Raw genomic sequence first — 13,679 nt, forward strand, 5'->3', positions numbered from 1 at the left:
GTCCTCCTGGGAGTCGCCGGTCAGCACTGACCGGACGGCACCGAATTGGTGTGCGGCTTGTTCGCCGCCACTGTAACGGGGGCCACACTAGGTGACACGTGTGACATGCGACACACCGCCCCCGGTGTGGCGAGCGCATACGGTGGCCGCAATGCCCAGATCCCCCTTCGATCCCCGTGCCACGCTGGGCCACCTCGCCCGCGGGGCTCGACGTGAGCGGCTGGTCCACGTGCGCCACCTGCCGCGGCGGGAGGCCGAGCTGGTGCCGTGGCCCCAGTGGGTCGACCCCGGTGTGTATGCCGCATGGTCCGGTGCCGGGGTCACGCACCTGTGGTCTCACCAGGGTGAGATGGCCGAGCGTGCCTGGGCCGGGCAGCACACGGTGTGTGCGACCGGGACGGCCTCGGGCAAGTCGCTGGGGTTCCTGGCGCCGGTGCTCACCGCCCTCGCGGAGGGCAGCCACGCTCCCACCGGCCGAGGCGCGACGGCGCTCTATCTGGCCCCCACCAAGGCACTGGCGGGCGACCAGTTTGCCCGGCTGGAGGCGATGGCGGTGCCGGGGGTGCGCGCAGCGGTCTACGACGGGGACACCCCCACCGACGAGCGCCGTTGGATCCGGGACCACGCGCACTATGTCCTGTCCAACCCGGATCTGCTCCACCACGCGCTGCTGCCGGGTCACCAGCGGTGGGCGCCCTTCCTGCGGGCGCTGCGCTATGTCGTCGTCGACGAGTGCCACGTCTATCGCGGCGTGTTCGGCGCGCACGTCTCGGCGGTGCTGCGCCGCCTGCTGCGGGTCGCCGCGCGCTATGGCTCGCGCCCCACCGTCCTGTTCGCCTCGGCCACTGTGGCGCACCCGGAGGTGTTGGCGAGCGCCCTGATCGGACAGCCGGTCTCGGCGATCACCCACGACGGCTCGCCACGGGAGGCGACCACGTTTGCCCTGTGGGAGCCGCCGCTGGACGGCGAGGACGTCCGGCGCAGCGCCGTGTCCGAGTCCGCCACGCTGCTGGCCGACCTGGTCCTGCAGGACGTGCAGACGGTGGCCTTCGCCCGCTCTCGGGTCGGGGTCGAGGCGGTGGCGGCCGCGACCCGGCGCGACCTGGAGGGGGTGGACCCGTCACTGGTGCCGCGGATTGCGGCCTATCGCGGTGGCTATCTGCCCGAGGAGCGTCGCGAGCTGGAGCGATCCCTGCGTGGCCGCGAGCTGCTCGGGTTGGCCGCGACCAACGCCCTGGAGCTGGGCATCGACATCGCGGGGCTGGATGCCGTGCTCATCGCCGGGTGGCCGGGCACCCGCGCCTCGCTGTGGCAGCAGGCCGGGCGCGCCGGTCGGTCCGGGGCACCGTCGTTGGCCGTGCTGGTGGCCGGTGACGACCCGCTCGACACCTATCTCGTGCACCATCCGGAAGCGATTTTTGAGGCCCCCGTGGAGGCCAGCGTCTTCGACCCGGAGAACCCGCACGTGCTCACACCCCACCTGGCGGCCGCGGCCGCGGAGCTGCCGCTGACCGAGGCGGACACCGAGTGGTTCGGCCCGAGCGTGCCGGCGCTGGCCGAGGCGCTGGTCGCCGGCGGAGTCCTGCGGCGCCGGCCCGCTGGTTGGTTCTGGGCCCGCTCCGACCGGGCCAGTGACCACGTCGAGTTGCGCGGCATCGGGCAGACCGTGCGGATCGTGGAGAGTCGCACGGGGCGGGTCCTGGGCACCGTGGACGAGGCCCGCGCACACTCCGCCGTGCACACCGGGGCGGTCTATCTGCACCAGGGCCAACCGCACGTGGTCACCGAGCTGGATCTCCCAGACGCCGCAGCGCACGTCGTGGCCGGCAACCCCGGGTGGAGCACGCAGGCACGCTCGAGCAGCGAGTTCCGGATCCTGCACGCCACCCACGAGCAGCAGTGGGGACCGGCCACCCTGACCTTCGGCGCGGTCGAGGTGACCAACCAGGTCACCTCCTTCCTGCGGCGGTTGCCGACCGGTGAGGTCATCGGCGAGCACGCGCTGGACCTGCCGCCACGGACCCTGAGCACCATGGCGGTCTGGTGGACCCTGCCCGAGGACGAGCTGGCTCTGGCCGGAGTCGGGGAGGCCGACATCCCCGGCGCCCTGCACGCGGCCGAGCACGCCTCGATCGGGTTGCTCCCGCTGATCGCCACCTGTGACCGCTGGGACATCGGTGGGGTCTCCACCGCCCTGCACCCGGACACGGGACTGCCGACCGTCCTGGTCTATGACGGACACCCCGGCGGTGCCGGGTTTGCCGAGCAGGGGTTTCGCCGCGCCGCCCAGTGGCTGAACGCGACCCTGGAGACTGTGCGCACCTGCGAGTGCGCCAACGGCTGCCCCTCCTGCGTCCAGTCGCCCAAGTGCGGCAACGGCAACGAGCCGCTGAGCAAACCCGGCGCCGTGCGAGCTCTCGAGCACCTGCTGGCCGGTCGCTGAGCTCCCCTGCCACACCTGCTGCCGGGCGGTGCGACTGGCGAGCGGCTACTGTCACATCCGTCAGGAATGCGCCCACCCACAGGAGGCAGATCGTGCTCATCCTCGGACTACTGCTGGCCGTGGCGGCCCTCGTCGTCTTCGGTTACATGCTGTTCGGCACCCAGGACCTGAGTCCCCTGCAGATCGACCTCGGGGTCTTCACGGTCGAGCTCACGCCCATGCACCTCTATCTCCTGGGCGCCGCCACCCTGGTCGTGCTCGTCCTGGGGCTGCTCTTCCTGACGATGGGGCTGCGCGCCCAGCGCCGGCGCCGTCGCGAGGTCAAGGAGCTGCGGGCGGCAGTCCGCGACGGTGGGACCGACACCGGGCGGACCGGTCGTCGAGACGCACCGCCGGTCGAGCAGCGTCATTCCGACCCGGTGCCGTCGTCCCAGACCTCCGAGGACCGACCGCGCCCGGGCGGATCCGACCTGGGTCCGGCACACCCCGGCTCGGCACCCTACGAGCGGGATGTTCCCGACAACCGCGCCGCCGAGTCGCCTTCCTCTCCGCCCCGGGACCCCGGCCCGGATGTCGCCCTGCCGGGCGACTATCCCCGAGATGACACCACCCCTGGCACGCATCGCCCGTGACCTGACTCCCGGCGATCCCACCCACCAGCCACCGGCGTTCAGTCGGCGACTTCGGTGACCGACACGACTGGTGTGGTGACGCGAGCCGTCACCACACCATGCACGACCGATAAGAGCATGTGCAGGGACTCACCGACGACAGGCGGCCAGGGGCGTGGCCGGTTTAACAGGTCGACTGCGTCCTCGTCCCTTCGCAACCGACCGTCAAGGGACGTTGGCCAGGGCGGCCACACCTCGATCGCCAGCGGCGTCCCACCCGTGTGCGTCGGCAACCGAATCGCTGTCATCGCAGTCAGGTCGATCAGATACCGGCTGCCCGACTCCGTCTCCACCATCAGTCGCTCTGCCACGGCAGGTTCCGTTCCGTTGGTCCCAGCACCGGCGGCTCAGGCACCAGGGACTCAGGCACCGGGGGCTCGGGCACTGGGGGCCTACTTGTCATATCGATCACCGCTGGGGACAGCCCCCGCGTGAGCCACCGCGTGGGCACGCAGGCCCGGCAACCCCGTGACCGTCAGCGCGACCTCGACCTGCAGGCGGGCGGTCACCGTCTCGGTTGTGCCGGCAGCTGGCTCACACCGCAGCAGATCTGCCCCGTTTGCGGCGGCCAGGTCACCGGCCGCGCCACACGCGGTGGCCCCGTCCCCGCCCTCCAGCAGGACGCCCGCTCCGGCAAGCGCCGCCGCGTCGGCTGCGGCTCTGGCCTGCAGACTCCCGCGCACAGCGGCTCCGAGCACCAGGAAGCCGATCAGCACCGCGAGCATGAGCAGGATCGCTCCGAGTCCCAGCACGGTTGCCGAGCCCCGCTCGCCGTCTCGCCCCCTGACCTGGGATGACAGTCCCCGGACCACGCCCTGGTCGGTCCGCCAACCGGCCCTCACGGCGAACCCATTCGTGCTGCCGGCTCCAGGACCGCCTCGACACTCGCGTCCGCGCGAGGCAGCGCCGAGAGATACCGGGTCCGTGGGGGCGCCGTCACGGTCACCCGCACCCGGTCATCGCTCTTGTCAACGCTCACGTCTGACCCCGGGGGCGCAGCCTGCTGCGCCAGCTCACGCACAGCGTCGACGGGCTCGCCCCGTGCCGCGGCCCGGGCTGCGATCCGGGCGGCGTCGACGGCTCGGATCTGATCGACCGCCAACCCGAGGCCGCTCAGGCACAGGGCGAGCACCGCCACGAGGACCGGGATGATCAGGGCCAGCTCGGCCGTTGCCATCCCGCCCTCGTGACGGTGCCCGCGGGTGCTCACAGCGAGACCGAGAGAGCCACCTTGACGACCTTGGTCACCAAGGACTCGATCCCACCGGACTGCACAATGGCGAGCAGCACTGCGGCGAACGCACACGCCGCGATGGTGCCCACGGCATACTCCGCCGTTGTCATCCCCGCTTCCCGTGCGGCCGACAGCGACTCGCTCAGTCGGCGCCAGCCGTGACGCCGCTCCAGTGACTTCCTCATGGTTTGCCTCCATCCCTGACAGGAACTGGTTGTTCCCTTTGGACGAGGCTCGCTCGCAGGCAGCCTGTCCCAACAGGCCTGGGCCCGATCTGTGGACAGTCGGCCCTCGGGGCGGACGCTGTGCACACAGGGCACAAGCCCCGCCCGCTGGTGGTCAGCGGGTCGGGGCTCGTGGGATGTAGGAGGTGCTTAGGTGGTCAGCGAGTCAGGACACGTCGGGTGAAGGAGGCGCTTGCCGGTGGTCAGCCGTGGATGAGCTGGTTGCTCGGCAGGGCCGTGATCAGGCGGGTCACACACTCGTGTTCTGCTGCCGCGAGGGCAGTCGTGGCACCCGGGAGGACCCACACGGTCGGGCTGTCACCGACCGGTCCGACACCCTCGGGGAGCCACTCGGCGGCCCATCCCGACATAGCGTCGGCCAAGGCACAGGACCCGGGGTGGGGTCGCACCCGGTTGACCTGGACACGCTCCGGGGCCGTCAGGGGCAGGCCGTCTGCGGTGTCGTCCGCGAGATAGACCTGTCCGTAGGCGTCCCCCGGGAGGTCTAGGAGCACCTGTTGGGCGGCCGCAACATCGCAGGCGGCCGCGAAGATGCACACCCTGATGGAGGGACCACGCCGACGACTCACACCGCGAGTGTAGGTTAGCCTTACCAATCTAGGAAAACCTGATGGCACTCGCGCTGTGAGCTAGCGGCGGTCAGTCTCAGCCTGCGATGTGCGCCTGCAGGAACCAGCGGTCCTTGACCAGCCCCTGCTCGATCGCGATGGCCACGTCCTGACTGGCCAGGTCGACCTCATCCAGCCCCTTGATCGCCTCGCGGGTCGTCGCGATGACAGCGTCGAGCTGAGCGAGGACCTGGGGGATCAGGTCTGCGGAGGAGGTGAAGCCCTCCGTCAGGGCGGGCAGCGTGTTCTTGGCCGCGACGGTCTCGATCCGGGCGTCCAGCGGCAGGCCGAGGGCGACGATGCGCTCGGCGGCCTCGTCAGCGAACGCCTGGGCGTGGGCCACAACACTGTCGAGCAGTTCGTGCACCCCGATGAAGTTGGCGCCGCGCACGTGCCAGTGGGCCTGCTTGCCGTCGACGACAAGGGCCTCCAGGTCGATGACGACCGGGGTGAGCAACTGGGCGGCCCCGGCGGCAACCTCGGAAGTGGTGGCCAGCGCGTCGGAGGTGCGAGTGGTGGTCATGGATCCTCCTTGAAGTGAGTCGGATCGCTTTCGTGGTCAGCGACCCTGTGCCTTCTAATTTCCTCCACATCTGACCTTCCTGCAAGCAAGAGAAGGCTGACCTTAGACCGTTTCGGGGGCTGTGACTCGGGATGATCACCCGCCCTCCAGCGGCTCCGCGTGCCATATTGGGTGCTCGCATCCACTGCTGCCGAGTCACGGGAGTTGCCATGGCCCAGAAGAGATCCTCCTCCGGCAAGAAGGTCGTGCGGGCCGAGAAGGCCCCCGCGAGCAGGACCAGCGAGAGCAAGGGCACCGAGCACGCTCCCGACGTCGAGTCGACCTGGACCGCAACACCCGAGGCGCGCAAGAAGGCGGGGACCTTCCGACTCCTGGCAGGGCTGCTGTGGGCCCTGGCCATCGCCGGGGAACTTGTCGGGATCTTCTGGGTCCTTCGGCAGAGCGACATCAACATGGTGCTGCTGATCGGCCTCATCGTGGTCATCGGAGCGCTCGCGATCGGTGGCTCGCTCCTGTGGAAGAAGGCCAACAGGCTGGACCCCGCAGAGCGCAAGGACACCGTGCGCTTCTTCGTGCAGAACCAGCTCGGCGCGATCATCACGATCATCGCCTTCCTGCCGCTGATCGTCATGATCCTGCTCAACGACGACCTCGACAAGAAGGACAAGGCCATCGCTGGCACCGTCGGTGTCGTGGTGGCCGTGATCGCGACGCTGGTCAGCGTCGACTGGGACCCGCCATCGGTCGAGCAATACACCGCGGAGTCGTCGACCGTCATCGACATCACCGGGGAGGACCTGGTCTATTGGACCAGCTCCGGCGAGGTCTTCCACCTGTGCCAGGACGCCTCGGCCGTCAACCTGGAGTCCAAGGACAACACCATCTATTCCGGGACGGTCGCTGACGCCCATGCTGCCGGCAAGTCCCGCCTGACCAAGCAGGTCGCGATGGAGACGAAGCAGTGCGGCTTCGAGGTGGACGAGAGCGAACCCCAGGACACCGACTCCGCAGACCTGAGCGAGGCGCCTGCTCCCTGAGCCGGAGCGGCGGCACCCTAGTGTGACCTCATGCCTGACAACGCGCCGTTGACCGACCTGGCCGCCGAACTGCCAGACGGGATGGTTGTCACAGACCCCGACATCCTGGCCGGTTATCGGCAGGACCGTGCCCTGGACCCGGATGCGGGCACTCCCCTTGCACTGGTGCGCCCGAGCACCACGGCGCAGGTCCAGACGATCATCCGCTGGTGCGCCAGCCACGGCATCAAAGTCGTCACCCGCGGCGCCGGGACCAGCCTGTCTGGAGGATCCACGGCAGTCGACGGGGCCCTTGTGTTGTCCACCGAGCGGATGCGTGACCTGAGCGTCGACACGGCCACCCGCACCGCCACCGTGCAGCCCGGGTTGCTGAACACCGAGGTCAAGGCGGCAGCTGTGGCGCACGGCCTCTGGTATCCACCAGACCCGTCATCCTTCGAGATCTGCTCGATCGGCGGCAACGTTGCGACCAACGCTGGCGGACTGTGTTGTGTGAAATACGGCGTCACAGTCGACTACGTGCTGGGCCTGGAGGTGGTGCTCGCCGACGGACGCGCCATCCGGGTCGGCGGTCGTCAGATCAAGGACTCGGCAGGGCTGCCCCTGACCAAGCTGTTTGTCGGCAGCGAGGGCGTGCTGGGCATCATCACCGAGATCACCCTGCGCCTGCTCCCGGCACAGCCTCCCGCCTGCACCGTGGTGGGAGTCTTTCCGAGCGTCACTGAGGCCGGCCGCGCGGTGCTTGCGGTCACTGACCAGATCCGCCCGGCCATGTTGGAGTTCATGGACGCCGTCGCGGTCAACGCCGTGGAGGACATGATGACGATGGGGCTCCCGCGCGAAGCGGCTGCCCTGCTCATCGCCCAGTCCGACGCGCCGGGCCCCGCGGGGGCCGAAGAGGTGGCGCTGATTCAGGCAGCGTTCGAGGCCCACGGTGCCACCGAGTGCTTCTCCACCGACGACCCGGCCGAGGGTGAGGCCTTCACCGCGGCCCGTCGGGCGGCGATCCCCGCGGTGGAGCGCCTGGGGTCACTGCTGCTGGAAGACGTCGGGGTGCCGCTGCCCGCCCTCCCCGACCTCATCGACGGCGTGGCTGAGATCGCTGCCACCCAGGACGTCACGATCTCGGTGATCGCGCACGCTGGCGACGGCAACACACACCCGCTGATCGCCTATGACCCCACGGACGCGGCGCAGCACGACCGGGCGCAGGCTGCCTTCGGGCAGATCATGGACCTGGCAATCTCCCTCGGCGGCACCATCACCGGCGAGCACGGCGTCGGCCGCCTGAAGAAGGCATGGCTGCCAGACCAGGTGGGCCCCGATGTGATGCAGGTGACCGCTGCGATCAAGGCAGCTCTGGACCCCGACGGGCTGCTCAACCCCGGAGTGCTCCTGTGACGCCTCGCGCGTGACGCCTCGCGCGTGATGGCTCTCGGGGTGGCGCCTCCCTGCCCGCCCAAATCTCCATCGCGGGTCACTCAACGGTTAGCACTCCTCCCCCGCTGAGCAGGGCTCCGGCCAGCGCTAGGATCACCGGCACCACGGTGGTCAGGACGAAGCCTGGGAGGAAAGCCAGCCCCAGCGGAAGCACCAGCCGCACCCCCAGCCGGGCGGTTGCGGCCTCCACGCGATCAAGTCGCTCCCGCCGCGCGTCGCCAGCTGCTCGTCGCAGCAAATCGGCCGGGGGCACACCGGCTCGGGCCGCTAGCCGCAGGGCCCGGCCCGCTGGCTCCCAACGCGTGGGAGCCGCTGACCAGGCTGCCTCGTCGGGCAGACCCCACTCCAGAGCAGCCGCCACCGACCGCAGCTCCTGGCCCGTGCTGCCGGGGAGCCGGTCGGCCGTCGTGCGCAGCGCACCAACGGTGCTCGCCCCGGCCTGCAGAGCCAGCGCCAACAGATCAAGGACGTCCGGCACGGTGAGCTCCTGCTCCGCGTGACGCCGGCGCCACAGTGCAGTTGCCCGACCCCACACACTGCGCGAGCGGTCAGCTCCTGCTGCCACGAAGGCCCGAGCACCGCGGCGCGAGGGCCAGGCCAGCACCGCGAGCGCGGCCAGGGCTGCGGCAACCAGTGGATCGTTCACTGCTGGTGCACCACCTTGGTGATCATGCGCGAGACGATCAGACGCCCGACGACGATCACGCCGGCGCCCACGGCGAGGCTCACCAGCGCAACGGGCGTGCCATAGAGCTGGGTCGGGGTGATCCCCATCAGCAGCGCGATCCCGATGCCTGCGACGGGCAGGAGGGTGAGGATCGTCGCGGTGGTGCGCGCACCGACGGTCGCCGTCTCCAGCCGGCTCGCCAGGTCGCGTCCCGAGCGGAGCGCCCGCCCAGCACTGTCCACCGCGTCCGCCAGCGGCGCGCCCAATCGCTCGCTGATCAACCAGGACCGAGCCAACAGCTCCAGCTCGGCGCTGCGCGCCGACCGAGCCGCCCGCAACCACGCGGGCCCACAGGCACGTCCCTCACGGGCGGCATCCACGACCACGGCCAGTCGCTGACGCACGTGCTCCTCACTGCCGCGCAGTGCGAGCGACAGGGCCTCTGCCGGTGGGAGTCCGACCCGCAGGGAGGCCGACAGCTGATCAAGCAGCGGCAACCACCGGGCGGACTCGCTGACCGACCCTCGCCCAACAAGCCCCAGACGTCGACCGGCACTGGTGAGCCTGGCCCGCCATCGCCTCCACGAGCTCCCAGGCAGCAGCTGGTCCCGGGCCGCCCTGGCACGGATAGCCCGCTCCGTCCGCCCTGCTGGCCAGGACAGCACCGCAGCAAGCACGCAGACGCCGGTGAGCAGGCTCACGGTCGTCCGCCCTCTCCGGAGCAATCACCGAGCAGGCCGCGAAGCAACGCCCAGCCGGGCGCGGACTCACCGTCGGGACCGAGCGCTGGCACCACTGTTGCGAGTCGCTCGCCGGGGGCGCGCTGCACCACACCGATCTCACGGACCGTGCGCCGGCCACCGTCGCGGGCCAGGTGGACCACCACGCGGATCGCGCTGGCCAACTGGGCGTGGACGGCATCGGTGGGCAGACCAGCCAGGGCACCGAGCGCCTCGAACCGGGACGGCACGTCGGCGACCGCATTGGCATGCAGCGTGCTGGCGCCACCCTCGTGGCCGGTGTTGAGCGCGCTCATCATCTCGCGCACCTCTGCTCCTCGGACCTCACCGATCACCAGGCGGTCAGGACGCATCCGCAGGGACTGGCGCACCAGGGTCGTCAGCGTCACCTCTCCGCGGCCCTCCACGTTGGCGGCGCGTCCCTGCAACCGCACCACGTGGGGGTGCCGGACAGCCAGCTCGCGGGTGTCCTCGACCAACACGATCCGATCCCCGTGGTCCACGGCCTGCAACATGGCGCCGAGCAGTGTCGTCTTGCCCGAGCCGGTGCCGCCGGTGATCACAAACGACACGCGCCGGCGGACGAGATCTCGCAGGAGCTGTTCAATCTGCCCGTTGAGCATCCCCCAGCTCCGCAGCGTGGCCAGGTCCGGGCTGTCGCGGCGCGGGATCCGCAGACTCAGGTGTGCTCCTCCCGCCACCAGCGGCGGCAACATGGCGTGCAGGCGCACGCCACCGGGCAGCAGTCCATCCACCCAGGGGCTGGCGTCGTCCAGCCGTGCTCCGGCCAGGGTCGCCAGGCGCACCGCCAGGCGGCGCACGGAGTCTGTCTCCGAGAACCTGGTCGGGTGCTGGATCAGTCCCTCGCCACGATCAACCCAGACCCCGTCCAGGCCGTTCACCAGGATGTCTGTGACGGCGGGGTCTGCCAGCAACGGCTCCAGCGGCCCGGCACCGAGCACCTCGCTGCGCAACTCGTCCCGGAGCGAGGCCACGCCGGCGCTGCCCAGGCGCACCGACTCCTGCTCGGCGATGGCGTCGACAGCCTGGGCAGACGGTGTCCGCCCGGCCCTGATCTGTTGCCACACACGGTCTCTGGCCGACTCCTCGTCACTCACGCTCACGCCGCCCGCACCATCGGCAGCACCCGGGACAGCACCTCGTCGGCCGCCTCCGCCAGGGGACCTGAGTCGCTGCCGACCGCAGCACCGCGCTCCAGACAGACCGAGACCGAGCGGTCCTCCCCCAGCCGGACCAGCACCGGCGCATCGAGGATCTCGGCGAGAGTCTGGTCGCTCAGCGGGGTCGGCGAGCGCACCACGAGACCAGCGAGAGCCTGCCCGGTCGACTCCTCGAGATGCTTCGCCGTGGCGGCAGCAGCACCGATGCCGGCCACCGAGGCGTCCAGCACCAGGACCAGTTCGTCGCAGGCCGACCACCACCGCTGGTGGCCCGTGACAGGGACCCCTGGTCGCGGCAGGTCCAGCACCGTGATCTCAACCGCCGCCCGCACGGCCGACAGCACGGGCTGCGGGCCAGTCGGCTCCGCGGGGGTGTCTGCGCCCCAGGACAGGCAGCGCACCCCCGCAGCGCTGGCCGGCAACTCACCGACCAGTCGCTGTGGGTCCACGTCGCCGCGGATGTCACGCAACTGCGGCCACCGCAGACCGGGCACAAGATCCATCCCCGCCAGAACGTCCAGGCCGCCGCTCCACGGATGCCCATCGATGAGCGCCACGTCGCGACGAGCAGCAGCAGCGCGGACGGCGCACGCCGCGGCCAGCACACTGGCTCCCACCCCTCCGGAGGCACCGAGCACCCCGAGCACGAACCCCTCACCGGCCGGGGTCACCACAACTTCTTGCCGCACCGTCATGGCCAGCAACCTTCGACCCGCTGCGGGTCGGGGACCAGACCTCTGGGCTCACCTGTGGACAGGTCAGCGACCGAGACGTCCCTGTGGACCGCCCACGGAGGACGCACAATTGGAGGGGGAAAGGGGACGGCCCCCGCGGGGGGAGCGGGGGCCGTCGGTGATGTAGGTCAGGGGGGGATGACCTACACCACCCGCGCTACGACCCTTTCGGGGAGCGCAGTACTGTCAAGTATGCACCACACCAGCCGCCCTGAGCAAACTCATGGCAAAGTCGAGATGACGAGATAGTGACGAGCAGCGGTGGCGGCCCGGGTGATCAGTGCGTGCACTTCGTTGTCGGGCCCGGCAAGCCGGACCTCGAACGGTCCATCAGTGGACTGGCCGCGCGTGGGTGCCCGGGTCGTCACCGCCGGCAGCGGACGGATCCGCTGCAGGTCTCCTTTGTACTCCTGAACTGCCCTTTTGGGAAGAGCCAGCCCTCACCGGGAGCGGTCGCGGAACGGGTCAACGGTCAGGTCAGCCGCCCGGCGAGCACGGCGTCGGCGATGGCCGTGCCGGCTCGAGCCCCCGTCACCGAGGCCTCGGCGCACTGCAGGATCCAGAGCCGGACTCCCTCGGCACCGCCCTGACCGTATGCCGTGAGCGCACCTCGGTAGTCCGCCCCCACCTTCTGGGCGTGGCCCAGCTCGGGGACCGCGACCCCCGTGGGGTCCAGTCCCCCGACGCGGTGCACCACCCGCTCGAGCGCGCGGGCCACCAGTCCGTTGCCGCTGACGAACGGGCGGATCGTCACCAGCTCGGCGTGGACCAGGGAGGCCACCACCAGGGCGGAGCCGCCGGACCGGAGCGTGCCCAGGAGGTCATAGACCTGACCGAGCCGCTGCGGGAGCTGCTCGGCCGGCACCGCCTCGCCGAGGTCGCCGAACTCGGTGCTGGTCTCCCCCGCCTGGCGCGGACGTCCGATCTGTTCGGCAGGGAGCAGGTCAGCGGTCGCGGCGACGTGCAGGCGGGCCAACAGCTGCGCCGGGCTGCTCATCGCTGCCGCACCGACCAACTCGGTCGCCGCGGTCACCTGCACCCCGGCCTTGAGGACTCGCTCGACCGGGTCGAGCTCCTCCGACCAGGCGACAGCGCCGCGCATGATGTCGCGCACCAGCCTGACGGTGCCCTGTGACCCGGCGGGCTCGGAGCCCTCGAGCAGTGCCGTGGCCGTCGCGCCGCGCACCCGGGACTCGGCGGCTGCCTCCGGGATGCGCCGCCGCAGCGCCTGGTGCCAGCGCAGCTCGGTGCTCGCCGTGCGCGTCTGCTCCACCGCCTCGGCGACGCCCGGCAGTGCGAGCAACGACAGCACCTGCTCGGCCACGCCCGTTCCAGATCTCACGGGCACAGCGTAAGCGGCGCCAACCGGCCCGAGTCGACCGGCGTCATACGGGGCACAGGCGGGCACGAACCGACCACCGACGGAAGGCCTCGACCCGACATCTGATCAGGAGGCAGTCATGCACACCTCACTATCGGCCCCCTTCGCCCGCAGCGCACGCAGGTCGCGAGGCACACGCCACACCCGCAGACGCTGGGCGGCCGGCGCCGTCGCCGTCCTCGCCCTGGCCACGGCCGCACCCGCACCCGGCGCGCCGCCGCCACAGTCGGCCGCCGCCCGCACCCTGGCGGTCTCCGTGGGTGCCGCGATGCAGGGCAAGCCCTACTGCGGCATCGGGTGGGGATCGCTGGCCAAGACGAACGGGACCACCCTCACCAGTGGCACGGTGCAGGATGTCCGGGCCGGACGGCATACCTGCTTTGACCGTCTCGTGATCGACGTGGCCGACGTGCCCCGGTCGATGACCTATGACGTGCGCTATGTCGACGCGGTCCACCGGGACGGGTCCGGGCAGGTCGTGCCGCTGGCCGGCGGCGCCGACCTGCAGATCGTCCTGCGCGCCCCGGCCCACCAGGACGGCGCACCGACCTACACCCCCGCGGACCCCGACGCCCTGGTCAACGTGCGCGGGTGGGACACCTTCCGACAGGTCGCGCTGGCAGGCAGCTTCGAGGGGCAGACCACCGTCGGCCTGGGGGTGCGCGCCCGTCTCCCGTTCCGGGTCATGGTGCTCGACGGCCCGGGTGACGGTGCACGACTGGTGGTCGACGTGGCCCACCGCTGGTGACCACTGGTCCCGGCCGCGACGACCGCT

Annotated in this window: 15 protein-coding genes; 5 read left to right on the forward strand and 10 right to left on the reverse strand. The window is 70.8% G+C overall.

What is annotated here, in order from left to right; all coding sequences use genetic code 11:
* The first annotated feature begins 151 nt into the window (after positions 1-151).
* Positions 152-2,443 (forward strand): DEAD/DEAH box helicase, encoded by a 2,292-nt coding sequence (locus NF556_RS18830; RefSeq protein WP_252592725.1) that lies wholly within the window; start codon positions 152-154, stop codon positions 2,441-2,443.
* 92 nt (positions 2,444-2,535) lie between these two features.
* Positions 2,536-3,075, forward strand: a complete 540-nt coding sequence (locus NF556_RS18835; protein ID WP_252592726.1) for a hypothetical protein — start codon at positions 2,536-2,538, stop codon at positions 3,073-3,075.
* A 431-nt stretch (positions 3,076-3,506) separates the two neighbouring features.
* On the opposite strand, the gene NF556_RS18840 is transcribed toward NF556_RS18835, so the two are convergent.
* The 5 genes from NF556_RS18840 to NF556_RS18860 all read right to left on the reverse strand — a co-directional run bounded on the left by NF556_RS18840 (position 3,507) and on the right by NF556_RS18860 (position 5,724).
* Positions 3,507-3,956, reverse strand: a complete 450-nt coding sequence (locus NF556_RS18840; RefSeq protein ID WP_345780127.1) for an Rv3654c family TadE-like protein — start codon at positions 3,954-3,956, stop codon at positions 3,507-3,509.
* Positions 3,953-4,291 carry a TadE family type IV pilus minor pilin gene (locus NF556_RS18845; RefSeq protein WP_252592728.1) on the reverse strand — a complete coding sequence of 113 codons (339 nt, stop codon included), beginning with the start codon at positions 4,289-4,291 and terminating at the stop codon, positions 3,953-3,955. The genes NF556_RS18840 and NF556_RS18845 overlap by 4 nt, the downstream gene beginning before the upstream one ends.
* Positions 4,292-4,320: 29 nt before the next feature.
* Positions 4,321-4,533: a DUF4244 domain-containing protein gene (locus NF556_RS18850; protein ID WP_252592729.1), complete on the reverse strand. Its 213-nt coding sequence runs from the start codon at positions 4,531-4,533 to the stop codon at positions 4,321-4,323.
* A gap of 242 nt (positions 4,534-4,775) precedes the next feature.
* A complete protein-coding gene (locus NF556_RS18855) occupies positions 4,776-5,162 on the reverse strand; it encodes a hypothetical protein (RefSeq protein ID WP_252592730.1) in 387 nt (128 codons plus the stop codon).
* Positions 5,163-5,238: 76 nt separating this feature from the next.
* On the reverse strand, positions 5,239-5,724 hold the full coding sequence (locus NF556_RS18860) for a Dps family protein (RefSeq protein ID WP_252592731.1): 486 nt from the start codon (positions 5,722-5,724) through the stop codon (positions 5,239-5,241).
* A 209-nt stretch (positions 5,725-5,933) separates the two neighbouring features.
* On the opposite strand from NF556_RS18860, the gene NF556_RS18865 reads away from it, so the two are divergent.
* Together NF556_RS18865 and NF556_RS18870 are read left to right on the forward strand one after the other, a co-directional pair.
* A complete protein-coding gene (locus NF556_RS18865; RefSeq protein ID WP_252592732.1) occupies positions 5,934-6,761 on the forward strand; it encodes a hypothetical protein in 828 nt (275 codons plus the stop codon).
* A 30-nt stretch (positions 6,762-6,791) separates the two neighbouring features.
* Positions 6,792-8,162, forward strand: a complete 1,371-nt coding sequence (locus tag NF556_RS18870; RefSeq protein ID WP_252592733.1) for an FAD-binding oxidoreductase — start codon at positions 6,792-6,794, stop codon at positions 8,160-8,162.
* Between the two features lie 76 nt (positions 8,163-8,238).
* Here NF556_RS18870 and NF556_RS18875 read toward each other — a convergent pair whose 3' ends face one another.
* The 5 genes from NF556_RS18875 to NF556_RS18895 all read right to left on the reverse strand — a co-directional run bounded on the left by NF556_RS18875 (position 8,239) and on the right by NF556_RS18895 (position 12,865).
* Positions 8,239-8,847, reverse strand: a complete 609-nt coding sequence (locus NF556_RS18875; protein ID WP_252592734.1) for a type II secretion system F family protein — start codon at positions 8,845-8,847, stop codon at positions 8,239-8,241.
* Positions 8,844-9,569 carry a type II secretion system F family protein gene (locus NF556_RS18880; RefSeq protein WP_252592735.1) on the reverse strand — a complete coding sequence of 242 codons (726 nt, stop codon included), beginning with the start codon at positions 9,567-9,569 and terminating at the stop codon, positions 8,844-8,846. The genes NF556_RS18875 and NF556_RS18880 overlap by 4 nt, the downstream gene beginning before the upstream one ends.
* Complete coding sequence (locus tag NF556_RS18885) at positions 9,566-10,732, reverse strand: TadA family conjugal transfer-associated ATPase (RefSeq protein WP_252592736.1); 1,167 nt, start codon at positions 10,730-10,732, stop codon at positions 9,566-9,568. Before NF556_RS18885 ends, NF556_RS18880 begins: the two co-directional genes overlap by 4 nt.
* The gene (gene ssd / locus NF556_RS18890; RefSeq protein ID WP_252592737.1) at positions 10,729-11,484 is read right to left on the reverse strand and encodes a septum site-determining protein Ssd; all 756 of its coding nucleotides are present in this window, start codon (positions 11,482-11,484) and stop codon (positions 10,729-10,731) included. The genes NF556_RS18885 and ssd overlap by 4 nt, the downstream gene beginning before the upstream one ends.
* 511 nt (positions 11,485-11,995) lie before the next feature.
* Entirely contained in the window at positions 11,996-12,865 is an 870-nt protein-coding gene (locus tag NF556_RS18895; RefSeq protein ID WP_252592738.1) for a Fic family protein, read from the reverse strand.
* A 307-nt stretch (positions 12,866-13,172) separates the two neighbouring features.
* On the opposite strand from NF556_RS18895, the gene NF556_RS18900 reads away from it, so the two are divergent.
* Positions 13,173-13,652: an AMIN-like domain-containing (lipo)protein gene (locus tag NF556_RS18900; protein ID WP_425607079.1), complete on the forward strand. Its 480-nt coding sequence runs from the start codon at positions 13,173-13,175 to the stop codon at positions 13,650-13,652.
* Positions 13,653-13,679: the final 27 nt, after the last annotated feature.

It is taken from the genome of Ornithinimicrobium faecis (genome assembly GCF_023923225.1).
GTDB classification, from domain to species: Bacteria; Actinomycetota; Actinomycetes; order Actinomycetales; family Dermatophilaceae; genus Ornithinicoccus; species Ornithinicoccus faecis.